At 67.8% G+C, this 17,717-nt stretch carries 17 protein-coding genes; 5 read left to right on the forward strand and 12 right to left on the reverse strand.

Features of this window, described 5'->3' with window-relative positions:
* Positions 1-6: 6 nt before the first annotated feature.
* From AL072_RS13610 to coxB, 6 genes are all read right to left on the reverse strand, one after another.
* Positions 7-882 (reverse strand): cytochrome c oxidase subunit 3, encoded by an 876-nt coding sequence (locus AL072_RS13610; RefSeq protein ID WP_200909760.1) that lies wholly within the window; start codon positions 880-882, stop codon positions 7-9.
* A 20-nt stretch (positions 883-902) separates the two neighbouring features.
* Entirely contained in the window at positions 903-1,541 is a 639-nt protein-coding gene (locus AL072_RS13615; RefSeq protein ID WP_045582102.1) for a cytochrome c oxidase assembly protein, read from the reverse strand.
* Complete coding sequence (locus AL072_RS13620) at positions 1,541-1,735, reverse strand: hypothetical protein (protein WP_045582101.1); 195 nt, start codon at positions 1,733-1,735, stop codon at positions 1,541-1,543. The genes AL072_RS13615 and AL072_RS13620 overlap by 1 nt, the downstream gene beginning before the upstream one ends.
* Complete coding sequence (gene cyoE, locus AL072_RS13625; RefSeq protein ID WP_045582100.1) at positions 1,732-2,643, reverse strand: heme o synthase; 912 nt, start codon at positions 2,641-2,643, stop codon at positions 1,732-1,734. Before cyoE ends, AL072_RS13620 begins: the two co-directional genes overlap by 4 nt.
* A gap of 106 nt (positions 2,644-2,749) precedes the next feature.
* Positions 2,750-4,369 carry a cytochrome c oxidase subunit I gene (ctaD, locus tag AL072_RS13630; RefSeq protein ID WP_045582099.1) on the reverse strand — a complete coding sequence of 540 codons (1,620 nt, stop codon included), beginning with the start codon at positions 4,367-4,369 and terminating at the stop codon, positions 2,750-2,752.
* Between the two features lie 123 nt (positions 4,370-4,492).
* Complete coding sequence (coxB, locus tag AL072_RS13635) at positions 4,493-5,344, reverse strand: cytochrome c oxidase subunit II (RefSeq protein WP_045582098.1); 852 nt, start codon at positions 5,342-5,344, stop codon at positions 4,493-4,495.
* Positions 5,345-5,981: 637 nt separating this feature from the next.
* Between coxB and dprA the strand changes: the two genes are divergently transcribed.
* The 5 genes from dprA to AL072_RS13660 all read left to right on the forward strand — a co-directional run bounded on the left by dprA (position 5,982) and on the right by AL072_RS13660 (position 12,857).
* Positions 5,982-7,103, forward strand: a complete 1,122-nt coding sequence (gene dprA / locus AL072_RS13640; RefSeq protein ID WP_045582097.1) for a DNA-processing protein DprA — start codon at positions 5,982-5,984, stop codon at positions 7,101-7,103.
* A gap of 46 nt (positions 7,104-7,149) precedes the next feature.
* Complete coding sequence (gene topA, locus AL072_RS13645; RefSeq protein WP_045582096.1) at positions 7,150-9,939, forward strand: type I DNA topoisomerase; 2,790 nt, start codon at positions 7,150-7,152, stop codon at positions 9,937-9,939.
* Between the two features lie 243 nt (positions 9,940-10,182).
* Positions 10,183-10,989, forward strand: a complete 807-nt coding sequence (locus AL072_RS13650; RefSeq protein ID WP_045582095.1) for an enoyl-CoA hydratase — start codon at positions 10,183-10,185, stop codon at positions 10,987-10,989.
* Positions 10,986-11,540 (forward strand): CoA-binding protein, encoded by a 555-nt coding sequence (locus AL072_RS13655; protein ID WP_245636697.1) that lies wholly within the window; start codon positions 10,986-10,988, stop codon positions 11,538-11,540. The genes AL072_RS13650 and AL072_RS13655 overlap by 4 nt, the downstream gene beginning before the upstream one ends.
* 21 nt (positions 11,541-11,561) lie before the next feature.
* A complete protein-coding gene (locus tag AL072_RS13660) occupies positions 11,562-12,857 on the forward strand; it encodes an O-acetylhomoserine aminocarboxypropyltransferase (RefSeq protein WP_045582094.1) in 1,296 nt (431 codons plus the stop codon).
* 21 nt (positions 12,858-12,878) lie between these two features.
* Here AL072_RS13660 and AL072_RS13665 read toward each other — a convergent pair whose 3' ends face one another.
* From AL072_RS13665 to AL072_RS13690, 6 genes are all read right to left on the reverse strand, one after another.
* A complete protein-coding gene (locus tag AL072_RS13665) occupies positions 12,879-14,123 on the reverse strand; it encodes an MFS transporter (protein ID WP_045582093.1) in 1,245 nt (414 codons plus the stop codon).
* Positions 14,124-14,296: 173 nt separating this feature from the next.
* Positions 14,297-14,716 (reverse strand): alternative ribosome rescue aminoacyl-tRNA hydrolase ArfB, encoded by a 420-nt coding sequence (gene arfB / locus AL072_RS13670; protein ID WP_082108936.1) that lies wholly within the window; start codon positions 14,714-14,716, stop codon positions 14,297-14,299.
* Complete coding sequence (rsmA, locus tag AL072_RS13675) at positions 14,716-15,621, reverse strand: 16S rRNA (adenine(1518)-N(6)/adenine(1519)-N(6))-dimethyltransferase RsmA (protein ID WP_045582091.1); 906 nt, start codon at positions 15,619-15,621, stop codon at positions 14,716-14,718. Before rsmA ends, arfB begins: the two co-directional genes overlap by 1 nt.
* A gap of 57 nt (positions 15,622-15,678) precedes the next feature.
* Positions 15,679-15,987: an AzlD family protein gene (locus tag AL072_RS13680; protein WP_045582090.1), complete on the reverse strand. Its 309-nt coding sequence runs from the start codon at positions 15,985-15,987 to the stop codon at positions 15,679-15,681.
* On the reverse strand, positions 15,980-16,720 hold the full coding sequence (locus tag AL072_RS13685; protein ID WP_052710005.1) for an AzlC family ABC transporter permease: 741 nt from the start codon (positions 16,718-16,720) through the stop codon (positions 15,980-15,982). The genes AL072_RS13680 and AL072_RS13685 overlap by 8 nt, the downstream gene beginning before the upstream one ends.
* A 10-nt stretch (positions 16,721-16,730) precedes the next feature.
* Complete coding sequence (locus tag AL072_RS13690; RefSeq protein ID WP_045582089.1) at positions 16,731-17,615, reverse strand: AraC family transcriptional regulator; 885 nt, start codon at positions 17,613-17,615, stop codon at positions 16,731-16,733.
* Positions 17,616-17,717: the final 102 nt, after the last annotated feature.

A 17,717-nucleotide genomic window follows, 5' to 3' on the forward strand; every position in this document is an offset into this window, starting at 1 on the left:
GTGGCGTCAATGGGCGGCGATCACGCCGCCATGGCCGCCCCACCAGTAGACCGACACGAACAGGAACAGCCACACCACGTCGACGAAGTGCCAGTACCACGCCGCCGCCTCGAAGCCGAAATGGCTGCCGGGGGTGAAGTGCCCCTTAACCGTGCGGACCCAACAGACCGCCAGGAAGATGGTGCCGACCAGCACATGGAAGCCGTGGAAGCCGGTCGCCATGTAGAAGGTCGACGGGAAGATGCCGTCGGTGAACTTGAAGGCGGCGTGGACATACTCGTAGACCTGGAAGAAGGAGAACAGCACACCCAGCAGGACGGTCAGCCCCAGCGCCTTGGCGGCCTCGCGGTTGCGCCCCTCGATGATCGCATGATGCGCCCAGGTGACGGTGACGCCGGACAGCAGCAGGGTCAGCGTCATCATCAGCGGCATGTCGAACGGGTCGATGACATGGACGTTCGGCGGCGGCCAGATGGCATCCGGGTTGATCGGCGAAACCTTGGGCTCCAGCGCCGCATGGAAGAAGGCCCAGAAGAAGGCGGCGAAGAACATCACCTCCGAGGCGATGAACAGCGCCATGCCATAGCGCAGGCCGATCTTCACCACCGGCGTGTGGGCATGCTCCACCACCGATTCCCGGATCACCGACCGCCACCAGCCGAACATCGTGACCAGGATGGCCAGCACGCCCAGGATCAGCAGCAGCTTGCCGCCGCCATGCATGAAGACGACCAGGCCGGTCGCCAGGAGCCCGCCGGAAAAGGCACCGATCAGCGGCCACGGGCTGGGCTTCAGCAGATGGTAGGGATGCGGGATGCCGGCGCCCGGTCCGTGGGCTGACGGTTCGGCGTGCGGCATTTGCCCGTGGGTGATGTCGGCCATCGTCTCACTACCCCATATGGTTAGTTTGTGGCGGTCGCCCCCGGCTCCGCCTTTTGTTTGTTGGCCCCCGGCGCCACGGACGGGACGGCGGCCTGCTGGGCAAGCCGGGCCTCGCCGTCCTTGGCGCGGAAGAAGGTGTAGGACAGCGTGATGGTGGTCACGTCGTCCATGTTGGGATCGTCGGCCATCGACGGGTCGACGAAGAAGACCACAGGCATGTCCGCGACCTGGCCGGGCTCCAGGATCTGCTCGGTGAAGCAGAAACACTGCATCTTGTTGAAATAGGCACCGGCCTTGTCAGGCGTGACGTTGTAGACGGCGGTGCCGACGGAGGGCTTGGCGCCGCGGTTCTCCGCCCGGTAAGCGGCGAATCCGGTCTCCCCCAGCTTCAGCACCAGTTCCCTCTGCTCAGGCTTGAACGACCAGGGCAGCGCCGAATTGGTGTCGGCATTGAAGCGGACGGCGATCTTGCGGTCGACGACCCGCGCCGCCGCCGCCTCGGCACGCTGGGTGGTGCCGCCGAATCCGGTGACGGCGCAGAACAGGCTGTAGAGCGGGACCGACGCATAGGTCAGCCCGATCATGCCCAGCACCAGCCCGAACAGGGAGCCGAGAACCCGGCGGTTGCGGCGGCGCAGCCTGTCGTCGCCCCCCGCCATCAGTGCCCCCCGCCCATCCGGACCAGGGTGATGGCGTAGAACAGCACGACCAGCGCCAGCAGGGCGGCCAGGACGGCAAGGTTGCGGTTGCGCAGCTTCTTCGCCCGCAACGCCGCCTCCTGCCGCTTCGCCGGATCCCGTTTCGCCGAATCCGGCCGGACGCCGGTGAGGTCGTCGCGTTCCATCACGGTCATGCCCATCCTCCGAGGATCAGCCGCTCGGCCATCATCACGGCGAACAGCAGGAACAGATACAGGATCGAGAAACCGAACATCTTCTTGGCCGGCCCGTCGTCGGCCGCGCGCAGCACGCGCACCGCGCAGGCGACGAACATCAGGCCCAGCACCAGAGACACCGCCAGATAGACCGGCCCGGCGATGCCGACGAAGGACGGCGCCGCGGCCACCGGCAGCAGGACCAGCGTGTAGGCCAGCATCTGGCGCTTGGTCGCCGCCGCCCCCGCCACCACCGGCATCATCGGCACGCCGGCGCGGGTGTAGTCGCCGTTGCGGAACAGCGCCAGCGCCCAGAAATGCGGCGGCGTCCACAGGAAGATCAGCAGGAACAACAGGATCGAGGGCAGATCGACGCCGCCGGTCACCGCGGCCCAGCCGATCATCGGCGGGAAGGCGCCGGCGGCGCCGCCGATGACGATGTTCTGCGGGGTCCGGCGCTTCAGCCACATGGTGTAGACCAGGACGTAGAAGCCGATGGTCAGCGCCAGCAGCGCCGCCGCCGTCCAGTTCACCGCCAGCCCCATCACCACGACCGACAGGACCGACAGGGTGATGCCGAAGCCGAGCGCCTCGGCCGGCTCGACCCGGCCGGACGGGATCGGCCGCTTCGCCGTGCGGGTCATCACCGCATCGATGTCGCGGTCGTACCACATGTTGATGGCGCCCGACGCCCCGGCGCCGACGGCGATGCACAGCACCGCGACCGCGGCCAGGAACGGATGGATGTGGCCCGGCGCCAGCACGATGCCGGCCAGACCGGTGAAGACCACCAGCGACATGACCCGCGGTTTCAGCAATTCGATGAAGTCGCCGGCCGACGCGCCTCCCCTGTGGTCGAGCGTCAGGTCACTGGTCATATCGGTCATGGCTTGGTCCTTGTCGTCTAACCCGGGTTCCGTCGCCCGGACCGCCCTGTAGCGGCGTCCCTTGTGGCGGGCATTGTCTCCGTGCGATGCCCGCCCGTTAGCATGCCTACTTCACCTGGGGCAACGTCTCGAAAGCGTGGAAGGGCGGCGGCGAGCTGACCGTCCATTCCAGCGTGCCGGCCTCCGGCCCCCAATAGGCGCCCGGCACCCGCTCGCCGCTGCGCAGGGTCTTCCAGGCGATCCAGACGAACAGCAGCGTCGAGGCGAAGGAGAGATAGGCGCCCAGCGACGAGACCATGTTCCAGCCCCAGAAGGCGTCCGGATAGTCCGGGATGCGGCGCGGCATGCCCGACAGGCCGAGGAAATGCTGCGGGAAGAACACCAGGTTGACGCCGATGAAGGTGGTGTAGAAATGGACCTTGCCCCAGAACTCCGGATACTGGCGCCCCGACATCTTGCCGATCCAGTAGTACCAGCCGGCGAAGATCGAGAACACCGCACCCAGCGACAGCACATAGTGGAAGTGCGCGACCACGTAGTAGGTGTCGTGCATGTAGTTGTCGAGACCACCGTTCGCCAGCACCACGCCGGTGACGCCGCCGACCGTGAACAGGAAGATGAAGCCCAACGCCCACAGCATCGGCACCCGGAATTCGATCGACCCGCCCCACATGGTGGCGATCCAGGAGAAGATCTTCACGCCGGTCGGCACCGCGATGATCATGGTGGCCGCGGTGAAATAGGCCTTGGTGTTCACGTCCAGCCCGACCGTGTACATGTGGTGCGCCCACACGACGAAGCCGACCACGCCGATGGCGACCATGGCATAGGCCATGCCGAGATAGCCGAACACCGGCTTCTTGGAGAAGGTCGACACGATGTGGCTGATGATCCCGAAGGCCGGCAGGATCATGATGTAGACTTCGGGGTGGCCGAAGAACCAGAACAGGTGCTGGAACAGGATCGGGTCGCCGCCGCCTTCGGGGTTGAAGAAGGTGGTGCCGAAATTGCGGTCGGTCAGCAGCATGGTGATGGCGCCGCCCAGCACCGGCACCGCCAGCAGCAGCAGGAAGGCCGTCACCAGCATCGCCCAGACGAACAGCGGCATCTTGTGCAGCGTCATGCCGGGGGCGCGCATGTTGAAGATGGTGGTGATGAAGTTCACCGCGCCCAGGATCGAGCTGGCGCCGGCCAGATGCAGCGCGAAGATCGCCATGTCCACCGACGGCCCGCTGTGCCCCAGCGTCGAGGACAGCGGCGGATAGATCGTCCAGCCGGTGCCCGCGCCGTTGCCGACGAAGGCCGAACCCAGCAGCAGAAGGAAGGCCGGCACGATCAGCCAGAAGCTGATGTTGTTCATGCGCGGGAACGCCATGTCGGGCGCGCCGATCATGAGCGGGACGAACCAGTTGCCGAAACCGCCGATCAGCGCCGGCATGACCACGAAGAACACCATGATCAGGCCGTGGGCGGTGATCAGCATGTTCCAGACCTGCCCGTCGGCGACGAACTGCAGGCCCGGCGACTGCAGCTCCGCCCGCATGATCACCGAGAACAGCCCGCCGATCAGCCCGGCGATGACCGAGAAGATCAGGTAGAGCGTGCCGATGTCCTTGTGGTTGGTCGAATAGAACCAGCGCTGCACGAAGCCGGGGACGTGGTGGTCGTCATGCCCGTGCTCATGCCCATGCTCACCAAGCCCATGTTCCGGTGTGGCGTTTGCCATGTCTCAACCCTTTGTCGCTGTCCCTGGCCGCCTGCGCCGGTCCCTGGGATGGGCGGCGGCTGGGTAGGTTCTTCTTGTCGCGTCGTGCCCCCGCCCGGCCCGCTACCGGGGGGCGATTTGCCGTCACTCGACCAGCGTTTCCGTCGGACGCTGCGCCACGTCGCGGCTTGCGGGCGCGACATCGGGCGCGTAGGCGGTCTTGGCCTTGGCGACCCAGGCGTCGAACGCCTCTTTCGACACCGCCTCCACCACGATCGGCATGTAGCCGTGGTTGGTGCCGCAGATTTCCGAGCACTGGCCGTAATAGACGCCTTCACGTTCGGCCTTGAACCAGGTCTCGTTGATGCGGCCGGGCACGCCGTCCTTCTTCACGCCAAAGGACGGGATCGCCCAGGAATGGATGACGTCGCCGGCGGTGACCAGCACCCGGACGGTGGCGTTGACCGGAACGACGACGCGGTTGTCGACCTCGAGCAGGCGGCGCTGGCCCGGCTTCAGGTCGGCTTCCGGAATCATGTAGCTGGAGAAGGTGAAGCCGCCATGGTCGGGATACTCATAATCCCAGTACCATTGATGCCCCGTCACCTTGACGGTCATGTCGGCCTGCGGAATGCGCTCCGCGGCGTAGAGCAGCTTGAAGGACGGTACGGCGATCACGATCAGGATGATCACCGGCACCACGGTCCAGGCGACCTCGAGCACCGTGTGGTGCGAGGTTCTGGACGGGACCGGGTTCGCCTTCGCGTTGAATCGGACGGCGCAATAGGCGATCAGCCCGGCGACGAAGATGACTATCAGCGTGATGACGACGGTCAGCAGGTCGTTGAAAGACCCCATCAGGTGCTTCACCGGCGAGGCGGAGGGCTGCATGCCCATCTCCCACGGCCGCGGCTCGTTCGCCAGCGCGCCGTTCCAGGCGCCAACCATCGACAGGACCGCCGCCAGGCCGGCGGCGCACAGGCTTTGCCTTTTCATCCCCAACCCCTTCTTAGCCGCGACGCTCGTCATGGCCCGCGGTCGTCTCTTCCCGCCGGCGCTCCATCCACCCTGTTCATTCGTACCGCGATCTGTTTGCGCGGTCCATGGTTGGGTTTGTCAGCGAACGCCGGTTTATGCAGGGATCACGCCATTTTAGCGCGACATATACCCGCAGCCGGAGCTTATCCCCCCGTCACGCTGGGTTACAAGCCTTTCCTCTCTCCCACTCTCCGCATAGACTTTTCCTCAGGCTTGGCACGGATCACGGCAATAGAGGTTGAGCCCGGATCGGGGTTAAACCATGCGGCATTCCGCCGCAGTCCGTTGGAACAGCGGATGTTTCTTCGAATGGTGGAAGGAAACAAAGCGCCGCCAATGGAGGAAATGGCGCAATATCATGTTGGCGTCGGCCGCGACTCCGGAACCGGCCCCCCGCCTGAGCATGGAGGCTCGCGCGCTTTGCGACCAGACATGCGAAGGTGGTAGGCACAGGCCCCTCCCCGCTTCCCTTGAAGCCCGGCACCCGAGCATGGATTGCATCGGACGCACCGTATTCCACAGGTGCGCGAAGCTTCCCGCCGGCATACGATTGAGTGTTGAAAGCTACGCCGAATCGGTTGTAGAACCATGGCGCATGACACAACCGCGCCGCCCATTGACCGAAGCCGAAAGGCTCGACTGGCTCCGCCTGATCCGGACGGAGAATGTCGGGCCGATCACCTTTCATCGCCTGCTGGAGCAGTATGGCAGCGCCGGCAAGGCGCTGGACGCCCTGCCGGATCTCGCTCGGCGCGGCGGGCGGGCCAAGCCGTTGCGCGTCGCGTCCAAGGCGGAAGCGGACCGCGAGATGGAGGCGAACCGGCGCCTCGGCACGCGGCTGCTGTGCGCCTGCGAGCCGGACTACCCGGAACCGCTGGCCGCGGTGGACGATGCACCCCCGGTGATCTCGGTCGCCGGCCATGCCCATCTGCTGAAGCGGCGCGCGATCGCCATCGTCGGCGCCCGCAACGCCTCGCTGAACGCCAAGAAGTTCGCCGAATCGCTGGCGCGCGACCTGGGGGCGGCCGGGCTGCTCGTGGTGTCCGGGCTGGCCCGAGGCATCGACACGGCGGCCCACGCCGGCTCGCTGGCCAGTGGAACCGCCGCCGTGCTGGCCGGCGGCATCGACATCGTCTATCCGCCGGAGAACGAGCCGCTATACCGCGACATCTTGGCGCAGGGGGTGGCGGTGGCGGAATGCGCTGTCGGCACCCAGCCGCAGGCCCGTCATTTCCCGCGCCGCAACCGCCTGATCTCCGGCCTGTCGCTCGGCGTGCTGGTGGTCGAGGCGGCGTTGCGCTCCGGCTCCCTCATCACCGCGCGGATGGCGCTGGAACAGGGGCGCGAGGTGATGGCCGTGCCGGGCTCACCGCTCGATCCGCGCTGCCACGGCACCAACGACCTGCTGCGCCAGGGGGCGACGCTGGTCGAGCGGGCGGACGATGTGCTGCGCTCCATCGAAGGCCTGCGCCCGCCCGCGGTTTCGGAACGCGAGCGCGACCTGTTCCGGCCGGCCGGCCCGGTCGAACCCGACGAATCGGAGCTGTCCAGGGCCCGCGCCATCGTGCTGGAAAACCTGGGGCCCTCGCCCGTCACCATTGACGAACTCGTCCGCGGGTGCCAATTGTCCGCTCCGGTGGTGCTGACCGTGGTTCTGGAACTTGAGCTTGCCGGCCGAGTCCAGCGTCTTCCCGGTCATCAGGTCTCTCTTACCTGATCGGCACCGCCGTGGTTTGAGTGGGCACACGCGAAGGGCTGGGTTCTTGCCGGGCAGCAACGTCGTCATCGTCGAATCGCCGGCCAAGGCGAAGACCATCAACAAATATCTGGGCGACGACTACACCGTCATCGCCAGCTTCGGCCATGTCCGCGACCTTCCGGCGCGGGACGGGTCGGTGCGTCCGGATGAAGACTTCGCGATGGAATGGGAGTTGGGCGACCGCTCCAAGCGCCACATCGACGAGATCGCCAAGGCGGTGAAGTCGGCCAGCCGCATCTATCTCGCAACCGACCCGGATCGCGAGGGAGAGGCCATTGCCTGGCACCTGTCCGAGCTGCTGCGCGAAAAGAAGCTGACCGAGAACCGCGAGGTCCAGCGCATCACCTTCAACGAGATCACCAAGAGCGCGGTGCAGGCCGCCATCGCCAACCCGCGCGACGTCTCCCGCGAACTAGTCGACGCCTATCTGGCGCGCCGGGCGCTGGATTACCTGGTGGGCTTCACCCTGTCGCCGGTGCTGTGGCGCAAGCTGCCCGGCTCCAAGTCGGCCGGCCGCGTCCAGTCGGTGGCTCTGCGCCTGGTCTGCGAACGCGAGTCGGAGATCGAGGTCTTCAAGCCGCAGGAATACTGGTCGATCGCGGTGGGCTTCACCACGCCGGCCGGTGCCTCCTTCACCGCGTCGCTGACCCAACTGGACGGCAAGCGGCTGGACAAGTTCGGCCTGCCCAACCGCGAGGCCGCCGAGGCCGCGGTGGCGAAGATCCGCCCGCAGGACTTCGCCGTCTCGTCGGTGGAGCGCAAGCAGAGCCGCCGCAACCCGTCGCCACCCTTCACCACCTCCACCCTGCAGCAGGAGGCCTCGCGCAAGCTGGGCTTCGGCGCCACCCGCACCATGCGCACGGCGCAAAAGCTGTATGAGGGCGTCGACATCGGCGGCGAGACGGTCGGCCTGATCACCTATATGCGAACCGACGGCGTCAGCCTGTCGCAGGAGGCGATCGACAGCGCCCGCGGCCTGATCGGCACGCAGTATGGCGAGCGCTATGTCCCGGCCCAGCCGCGCGTCTACAAGACCGCCGCCAAGAACGCCCAGGAGGCTCACGAGGCCATCCGCCCGACCGACCTGCACCGCCGTCCCGAATCGGTGGCCTCCTACCTGGAACAGGACGAGCTGCGGCTGTACGAACTGGTCTGGAAGCGCACGCTGGCCAGCCAGATGGAAAGCGCCATCCTCGATCAGGTGGCGGTTGACATCGCCGGCCCGGCCAAGGACGTGGTGCTGCGCGCCACCGGCTCCATCGTCATGTTCGACGGCTTCCTGAAGGTCTATCAGGAGGATCGCGACGACGCGGCCGAGGACGACCAGCAGGAACGCCGCCTGCCGGCGATGGACCAGGGCGACGCCCTGAACCGCGGCGACATCGACCCGCAGCAGCATTTCACCCAGCCGCCGCCGCGCTATTCCGAAGCCAGCCTCGTCAAGAAGCTGGAGGAACTGGGAATCGGCCGGCCGTCGACCTACGCCTCGATCCTGCAGGTGCTGCAGGACCGCAACTATGTCCGGCTCGACAAGCGGCGCTTCATTCCGGAAGACCGCGGCCGGCTGGTGACCGCCTTCCTGGAGAATTTCTTCCACCGCTATGTGGAGTACAATTTCACGGCGGAGCTGGAAAACCAGCTCGACGAGGTCTCCGACGGGAAGGTCGACTGGAAGACCGTGCTGCGCGACTTCTGGACCGCCTTCGACGTCGCGGTGAACGGCACCAAGGAACTGACGATCACCCAGGTTCTGACAACGCTGGACAACGAGCTGGGGGCGCATTTCTTCCCCGCGGTGACGGCGGACGGCCACGACCCGCGCGTCTGTCCGGTCTGTCGGGAAGGCCGCCTGGGGCTGAAGCTGGGCAAGATGGGCGCCTTCATCGGCTGCTCGCGCTATCCGGAATGCCGCTACACCCGGCCGCTGGCCGTCGCCAACGACGAGAACGGCGAGGTGCAGGAAGGTCCGCGCGAACTGGGTAACGATCCGGAGACCGGGTTGCCGGTCACGGTCCGCCGCGGCCCGTTCGGCGCCTACATCCAGCTCGGCCCGGCGCCGGCTGCCGCCGCCGCTCCGCCGGAGGCACCGCCTGTCGAGGAGCCGGCGGCCGACGGCAAGAAGCCGAAGGCCAAGAAGAAGAAGAAGGACGAGGCGCCGAAGCCCAAGCGGGTGTCCCTGCCCAAGGGCATGGGCGCGGCCGACGTCGACCTCGACACCGCGCTGAAGCTGCTGGCCCTTCCCCGCGTCATCGGCAACCATCCGGAAACGGCCGAAGAGATCAGCGCCGGCATCGGCCGCTTCGGCCCCTACCTGAAGCATGGCAGCGTCTACAAGTCGCTGACGCCCGACGACGACGTGCTGACCATCGGCATCAACCGCGCCGTCGATCTGCTGGCCGGCGCCGCCAAGAAGGCATCGGCTCCGGCCAAGGCGTTGGGCGATCATCCGAAGACCGGCAAGCCGATCACCATGGGGTCCGGCCGCTTCGGTCCCTATGTGAAGCATGCCAGCGTCTATGCCTCGATCCCCAAGGGAACCGAGCCGGACAGCGTGACGCTGGAACAGGCGTTGGAACTGATCGACGCCAAGGTCGCCAAGGACGCTGCCAAGAAGGGCAAGGCCCCGAAGGAGGCCGACGCCGAAAAGGCCGAGGGCGCCGAGACGGAGAAGCCCGTCAAGGCGAAGGCCCCGGCGAAGAAGCCGGCCGCCAAGAAGGCGACCAAGGCCAAGCCTGCCAAGGATGCCCCCGCCGAAGCGGCCGCACCGAAGAAGAAGATCGCGAAGGCGTCGTAACCGCCTGACCCTTTTTGCAGCCCCCTCTCCCCCCTTGGGAGAGGGGGGAACGGGCTTTGAAAATCATATTTTCCTATTAAAATAATAGATAAATGGCATCATCTCACAGATTTTTCCATTGAATTCATCCGCCTCCTGTCGTCTCATACCTCCCATCCCGCAGGTTGCCGTATTCGCCCGCAGGTCCGGCGCGTTAAGCTGCCGTCGGTGAACAACCGAAAGAAAAACGGGAGGATGACGACCATGAGCGCCGCGGCTTCGATACACGATCCCCATGCCCCGCTGGTCCTGCGCGAGGACCGCGACGGGATCGCCACGCTGACGCTGAACCGGCCGAAGGCGCGCAACGCGCTGTCGGTCGGGCTGATGGCGGCATTGCAGGACGCGCTGGACACCATCCACGATGACCGGACGGTGCGCGCCGTGGTGCTGGCCGGGGCCGGCGGCGTCTTCTGCGCCGGGCACGACCTGAAGGAGATGCGCGCCGCACCGTCGCGCGAGATGTACGAGGCGCTGTTCGTCCAATGCTCGCGCCTGATGCTGACGATCAACCGCATCCGCCAGCCGGTGATCGCCAAGGTGCGCGGCGTCGCGACCGCGGCCGGCTGCCAGCTGGTGGCGACCTGCGACCTCGCCTATTGCGAGGAGGAGGCGCGGTTCGCGACTCCGGGCGTGAACATCGGGCTGTTCTGCTCGACGCCGATGGTGGCGCTGACCCGCGCGGTCGGGCGCAAGGCGGCGATGGAGATGCTGCTGCTCGGCGACCTGATCGATGCGGATGAAGCGGAACGCATCGGCCTGGTCAACCGCGCGGTGCCGGCCGACCAGCTGGACGAGGTGGTGGACTCCGTCGCCGCCAAGATCGCGTCGAAATCGCCGCTGACGCTGGCGACCGGCAAGGAGGCGTTCTATCGCCAGATCGAGCTGGATGCCGAGGGCGCCTATGCCTACGCCGCGCAGGTGATGACCGAGAACATGATGGCGCAGGACGCCGCCGAGGGCATCGACGCCTTCCTCGGCAAGCGCACGCCGGTATGGTGCGGGCGATGAGCGATCCGGCAATGCCCCCCGATGGGACGATCACCGATGAGACGATCACCGATCCGGCCCGCTACACCGACGCCTTCCTGCGCGGCGTGCTGGACGGCGTCCACAGCATCGCCGTGGTGGGTGCCAGCGCCGACCCGGTGAAGGCCAGCTTCTTCGTGATGAAGTATCTGCGCGACAAGGGCTATCGCATCGTCCCGATCAACCCGAAGCTGGCCGGACAGACCATCCTCGGCCTACCGGTTTATGCCAGCTTAAAAGATCTGCCGGAGCCGCCGGACATGGTCGACGTCTTCCGCAACTCCGCCGCCGCCGGCGGGGTGACGGACGAGGCGATCGCCGCCGGGGCCAGGGTGGTGTGGATGCAGCTCGGCGTCCGCAACGACGAGGCGGCGGCGCGGGCCCAGGCCGCCGGCCTGACCGTGGTGATGGACCGCTGCCCGAAGATGGAAATCCAGCGGCTGTACGGCGAGATCGGCCGGATCGGCGTCAATTCCAACGTCCTGGTCACGCACCGCCGGGCACCGACGAAAACCTTCAAGAAACTGATCTGAGAAAACGGGGGAACCACGCAGATGACTGAACCGAAGAGCTTCGGCTTTGAGACCCGCGCCATCCATGCCGGCGCCGCACCCGACCCGGCAACGGGCGCCCGGCAGACGCCGATCTACCAGACCACCAGCTTCGTCTTCGAGAATGTCGACGACGCCGCCTCGCTGTTCAACCTGCAGAAGGTCGGCTTCATCTATTCCCGCCTGACCAATCCCACGGTCGCGGTGCTGGAGGAGCGGCTGGCCAACCTGGAAGGCGGCGCCGGCGCCACCGCGACCTCGTCGGGCCATGCGGCGCAGCTGCTGGCGCTGTTCCCGCTGATGGCGCCCGGCGACCACATCGTCGCGTCGACCAAGCTCTATGGCGGCTCGCTGAACCAGCTCGGCATCAGCTTCCCGCGCGCCTTCGGCTGGCAGCCCAGCTTCGTCGACACCGACACGCCCGACGCCGTCAAGGCGGCGCTGACCGAGAAGACCAAGGCGATCTTCGTCGAGAGCCTCGCCAACCCCGGCGGCGTGGTGACGGACATCGAGGCCATCGCGAAGATCGCCGACGAGGCCGGCATCCCGCTGATCGTCGACAACACGCTGGCCACCCCCTACCTGATCAACCCGATCCAGTGGGGCGCCACGCTGGTCGTCCACTCCACCACCAAGTTCCTGTCCGGCAACGGCACCTCGGTCGGCGGCGTGGTGGTGGACAGCGGCAAGTTCGACTGGAGCAAGTCGGGCAAGTTCCCGGCGCTGAGCGAGCCGGACGCGGGCTATCATGGCCTGCGCTTCCACGAGACCTTCGGCCATCTGGCATTCACCATCCATGGCCATGCCGTCGGCTTGCGCGACCTGGGGCCGAGCCAGGCGCCGATGAACGCCTTCCTGACGCTGAACGGGATCGAGACGCTGCCGCTGCGCATGCAGCGCCACGCCGAAAGCGCGCTGAAGGTGGCCAAGTTCCTGGAAAGCCATCCGGCGGTAAGCTGGGTCAGCTATGCCGGGCTCGAATCGTCCAAGTACCATGCCCTGGCGCAGAAGTACCTGCCGCGCGGCGCCGGTGCGGTGCTGACCTTCGGCGTCAAGGGCGGCTTCGAGGCCGGGGTGAAGGTGGTGGAGAGCGTCGAGCTGTTCAGCCACCTCGCCAACATCGGCGACGCGCGCTCGCTGATCATCCACCCGTCCTCGACCACCCATCGCCAGCTGTCGGCGGAGGCCCAGGCCTCGGCCGGCGCCGGCCCCGACGTGATCCGCCTGTCGATCGGACTGGAGACGGCCGAGGACATCATCGCCGACCTCGACCGGGCACTGAACGGGACGTTGGAGTAAGCTCGTGAAACCGGCGGCGGATCACTCCGCCGCCGGCAGCGGCTCGGCCACCGGTTCGGCCTTCTTCCTGCGGTCGTCGGGCAGCAGCAGGGCGGCAGCAAAGGCCATGGCAGCCAGTGCCGACAGGGTCAGGTAGAGCATGGTGAACTCGCCGGTGTGCTCATAGACCCAGGCGACCAGCAGCACCGCCAGCGGACCGGCGCCGAAGGACAGGATGTATTTGGCGCCGAAGGCCAGCCCCCGATGCTTGTCCGGCGTGTAGCGGGCCAGCAGCATGTTCTCCGCCGGGATCTGCGTCTGCGAGGCGATGACCACGAAGGCGGCGGCGGCCACCAGCGGCAAGTCGGACAGCACGGCGACAGCGGCCATCATCGGGATCTGCACCAGCAGGCAGAGGATATAGACGCGCTTCAGCGAATGGCGGTCGGCCAGCACGCCGCCGATCATCTGCGGCAGCGCCGCGACCAGATAGACCGCCGTCACCAGCCCGCCGACCCCCAGCGTGCCGCTGCCGAGCAGGCCGCCCAGCCGCGCCTCGAACAGCTTGGGCAGCACGACCTGCATGGCATTGAAGATCAGCCCGGCGCAGACCATGGTCAGCGACAGCACGAAGAAGGCGCGCACCACGTCGCCGCGCGACGGCTTGGGCTGCGGCTTCACGTCGGCATGCCGGTCCTGGACGATGCCGGTGGCGATCAGCAGGGCAAGCGCCACGCCCAGCACGACGCAGAGGACGCCGGGGATGATGAAGGCCATGCGCCAGTCCAGCCACTGCGTCAGGCTGCCGGCGACCACCGCGGCGGTGGCGACGCCGAAGGTGCCGAACAGGCCGAGCCAGCCCATCGCCTTGCCGCGATTCTCGGCGTTCGCCATCATCCAGGCCATGCCGACCGGGTGGTAGATCGACGCCCCCAGCCCGAGCAGGGCCAGCGACCACATCAGCATGTCCGGCCCGTCCGACAGGCCGGCCAGCACCGCGCCGCCGCCGGTCATCAGGTAGAACACCGCAATCATCCCGGCCGAGCTCCAGCGGTCGCCCAGCCAGCCGGCCAGCGGCGCCCCCAGCCCGATCATCAGCGAGCCAAAGGTCCACAGCCGGATCAGTTCGTCATAGGAGAGCTTCCATTCCGTCTCCAGCGCCAGCACGATGGTCAGGAACAGCGCCGAGACGATGTGCATCAGCGAATGCCCGACCCAGGCGAAACCGACCGACAGCCGGGCCGAGGTCGGCGACGGCAAGACCGTACCGGCGGATGGGTGGCTCATGGAACGTCTCCGGCCCCGGAATTGTCCTCACGGGGAAATGTTCTGCAGGCAAGCGAAGGAGGAAGGCTCGCACGGGACGGTTGAACCGTCCAATGCGCCGGCCTCATGGCGGGCATGCCGGGCGGATTGGCAGGGCATCGGGCGGCGGACAGCTCCGGCCGCCTCCGAGGCCGTCAGTCTCCAGCCGGGCCGCGCCGGCCCTGCTTGACCTCCGACCGCTTGGCCTTTCCTTCCAGCCGGCGCTGCTGGGAGCCGTAGGTCGGCTTGGTCTTCCGGCGGATCTTGGGCGGAACCGAGGCGTCGCGGATCAGGTCGATCAGCCGCTCCCGCACATCCTCGCGGTTCCGCATCTGGCTGCGGTAGCTGTCGCCGGACAGGATCAGGACACCGGCGGCCGTCATCCTTGAACCGGCCAGACGGGCGAGCCGCGCCTTCACGTCATCCGGGATGTTCGGCGATGCCGCCACGTCGAAGCGCAGCTGGACCGCCGTTTCGGTCTTGTTGACGTGCTGGCCGCCCGGCCCGCTGGCGCGCACGAACTCCTCCTGGAGTTCGCTTTCGTCCAGGCTGATGCGGGGCGTGACCCGGATCATCATGGCCTCTCCGGGGGCGGCCCCAGCGGAGTCCGGGCGCGGAAGGCGCGGGCCAGCGCCGCAAAGCCGGCGACGTCGATCTCCTCCGCCCGCGCGGTCGGGGTGATGCCGGTCTCCTCCAGCAGCGCTTCGGCGCTGCCCAGCGACTTCAGGCTCTGGCGCAGCATCTTGCGGCGCTGGCCGAAGGCGGCGGCGGTGACCTGTTCCAGCGCGCGCCAGTCCGCCGGTTCCGGATTCGCCCGCGGGGTCAGGTGGACCACCGTCGATTCGACCTTGGGCGGCGGGGTGAAGGCACGCGGCGGCAGGTTGAACAGCACGCGGGCGTCGGACCGCCATTGGGTGATGACCGACAGCCGGCCATAGGCCTTGCTGCCCGGCTTCGCCACCAGCCGGTCGGCAACCTCCTTCTGGAACATCAGCGTCAGGCTGACATAGGATTCGATCCGCGCCAGCCAGCCCAGCAGCAGCGGGGTTGCCACATTGTAGGGCAGGTTCGCCACGATGGCGCGAGGGGCCGGGGCCAGTTCCTCCGGGTCGACGGTCAGCGCATCGGCCTCGACGATGGTCAGGCGACCATGGGCGGCCTCGACGACGTCCTGCAGCGCCTCGATGAAGCGGCGGTCGCGTTCGATGGCGACGACCTTGACCGCATCGGTCGCCAGCAGCGCGCGGGTCAGCCCGCCGGGGCCGGGGCCGACCTCGATGGCGGTGGTGCCGGCCGGCAGGCCGGCCGAGCGCGCGATCCGTCCGGTCAGGTTGAGGTCGAGCAGGAAGTTCTGCCCCAGCGACTTGCGCGCCTCCAGGCCGAAACGCGCGATCACGTCGCGCAGCGGCGGCAAGGCTTGCGGGTCGAAGGCAGCCGGGGCGGATGCGGGCGCGGGCGGGACGGGGGACAGGTCGGTCATACCCGACTTATAGGCATCCTCCGCCCTCTTCACCAGACGGCAGTTTGCCCGGAATCGCTACAGCAGGCTCCGCAGCAGCACGACCGCCACCACGCCCGCCGCCACCGCGACCACCATCGGCACGCGCCGGGCGATCAGGCAGACGAAGGCGGCGGCCAGCGCATCCGACGGGCGCGACAGGGCGGCCGGCGCCACCAGCGCCACCAGCACCGCGCCGGGCGTCGCCTCCAGCGCCGCGCTCGCCGACGGGCCGAGCCGGACCCGCGCGATCAGCCATGGCCCGCCGACCCGCGTCAGCCAGGTGACCAGCGCCCCGCCGAGAACGATCGCGAAGATGCTCCAATCCAGATGCAGCGCCTCAAGCATCGCCCGCGCTCCCCTTCCCCTGGCCCTTCCCCTGTCCACGTCCCCGCCATGCTGCCACCGCCCCGCCGGCCAGCGCACCGGCCAGGATGTGCCACGGCCCGCCGGGCGACAGCGCATGGGCGCCGAGCGCCGCGGCGGCACTCGCCAGCCAGGGCGGCAGCGATCCCACCCCGCGCCAGAAGCCGGCCAGCAAGCAGAGGAAGACGGCGATGAAGGTGAAGTCCAACCCCCAGGCGGCGGGATCGGCGATCAGCGCGCCGGCCAACGTCCCCGCCACGGTGCTGGCGAGCCACGCCAGATAGAGCGTCACCCCGACGCCGTACCAATAGGCCAGCGTCAGTCCCTCGCCGCGGCGCAGCGCCAGCGCCCATTGCTCGTCGGTCATGAAGAACAGCGCCAGCCCGGCCCGCGCCGGAGCGACGCCACGGAAGCGCGGCTCCAGCGTCGCCCCCAACAGCAGATGACGAAGATTGACCAGCAGGATGGCGCCGACCACCGCCAGCCCGGCGGTGCCCTTGTCCAACAGCTCGACCGCGACGAACTGCGAGCTGCCGGCGAAAACCAGCGCGCTCATCAGCCCCATGTCGAGCGGCGACAGCCCGGCCTTGGCGGCGAGACTGCCCAGCAGGAAGCCGAAGGGGACCGCGCCCGCCATCACCGGCAGGCAATGAATGGCGCCCAACGCGAACTCCTGCCGCGGGGACGCCGGTATGGTGAGGGTATCGGTGCTCATGGCGGGGACACTAGGCGGCGGCGGACCCGGTGTCTTGGACCGGATTGCTGCCCCGGCGGTATTGGCCGGGGGCGACGCCGACCCGCCCTTTGAACACCCGGTTGAAATGGGCCTGATCGCAGAAGCCGCAGGACAGCGCCACCTCGGCCAGGGTCAGCGGCCCGGCGAGCAACCGCTTGGCATGGGCAACCCGGCGGTCGGTCAGGTAGCCGTGCGGCGTCGTCCCCACCGCGGCGCGGAACACCCGCAGCAGGTGGAAGCGGCTGAGCCCGATCGCCCCGGCCAGATCGGCCAGTTCGACCGGGCTGTCGAGATGGGCGTCCAGATACTCCCGCGCACGGCGCACCGCTGCCGGCTCCCGCCCGGCCGCCGGCAGCCGCCCGGTCAGGTCGCCGTGGCGCAGCGCCAACAGGGTGAAGGCGCGCAGCGCATCGGTGTCGGCGCGCAGCGGGTCGGACACCCGTCCCTCCAGCCCGCGATGCAAGGAACCGATCGCCGCGAAAAGAGCCGGATCGTCGAAGACCGTCACACCGAAGTGCGGCGCCACCCGCCGGCCGGTTGCCTCCTCCAGCGCCCCTTCGAACAGGCTGGCCGACGGATAGAACATGCGATAGGCGAAGCCGTCGTCCGCCGGCCGGCCATCATGCAGGATCCCGGGATTGAGGGCGACGACCTGCCCGGCATGGGCCGCCAGATCGACCCCGGCGCACCGGAACAGCTCCGTCCCGGCAGTGATGACGCCGACGACGTAGGTGTCGTGCATGTGCGGGGCATAGCTGTGGCGTTGGAAGCGTGCGTTCAGGCACTCCATGCCGTCGAACCGCGCTTCGCGCCACAGCCGCGCGAAATCGCCGCCGCCGGCCGGTCTCTCGAGAAGTGCTGATTGCTGGTCCATGCCACAGTCTAACAGGCGGGTGGAGCATCCGTCTTGGACAGGATTGCGGGGTAACATCCTGATCGGCATTGCGTTTGCATACCAACGGTTACAAACGGATAC

The sequence above is a fragment of the Azospirillum thiophilum genome (assembly GCF_001305595.1).
Lineage (GTDB): Bacteria > Pseudomonadota > Alphaproteobacteria > Azospirillales > Azospirillaceae > Azospirillum > Azospirillum thiophilum.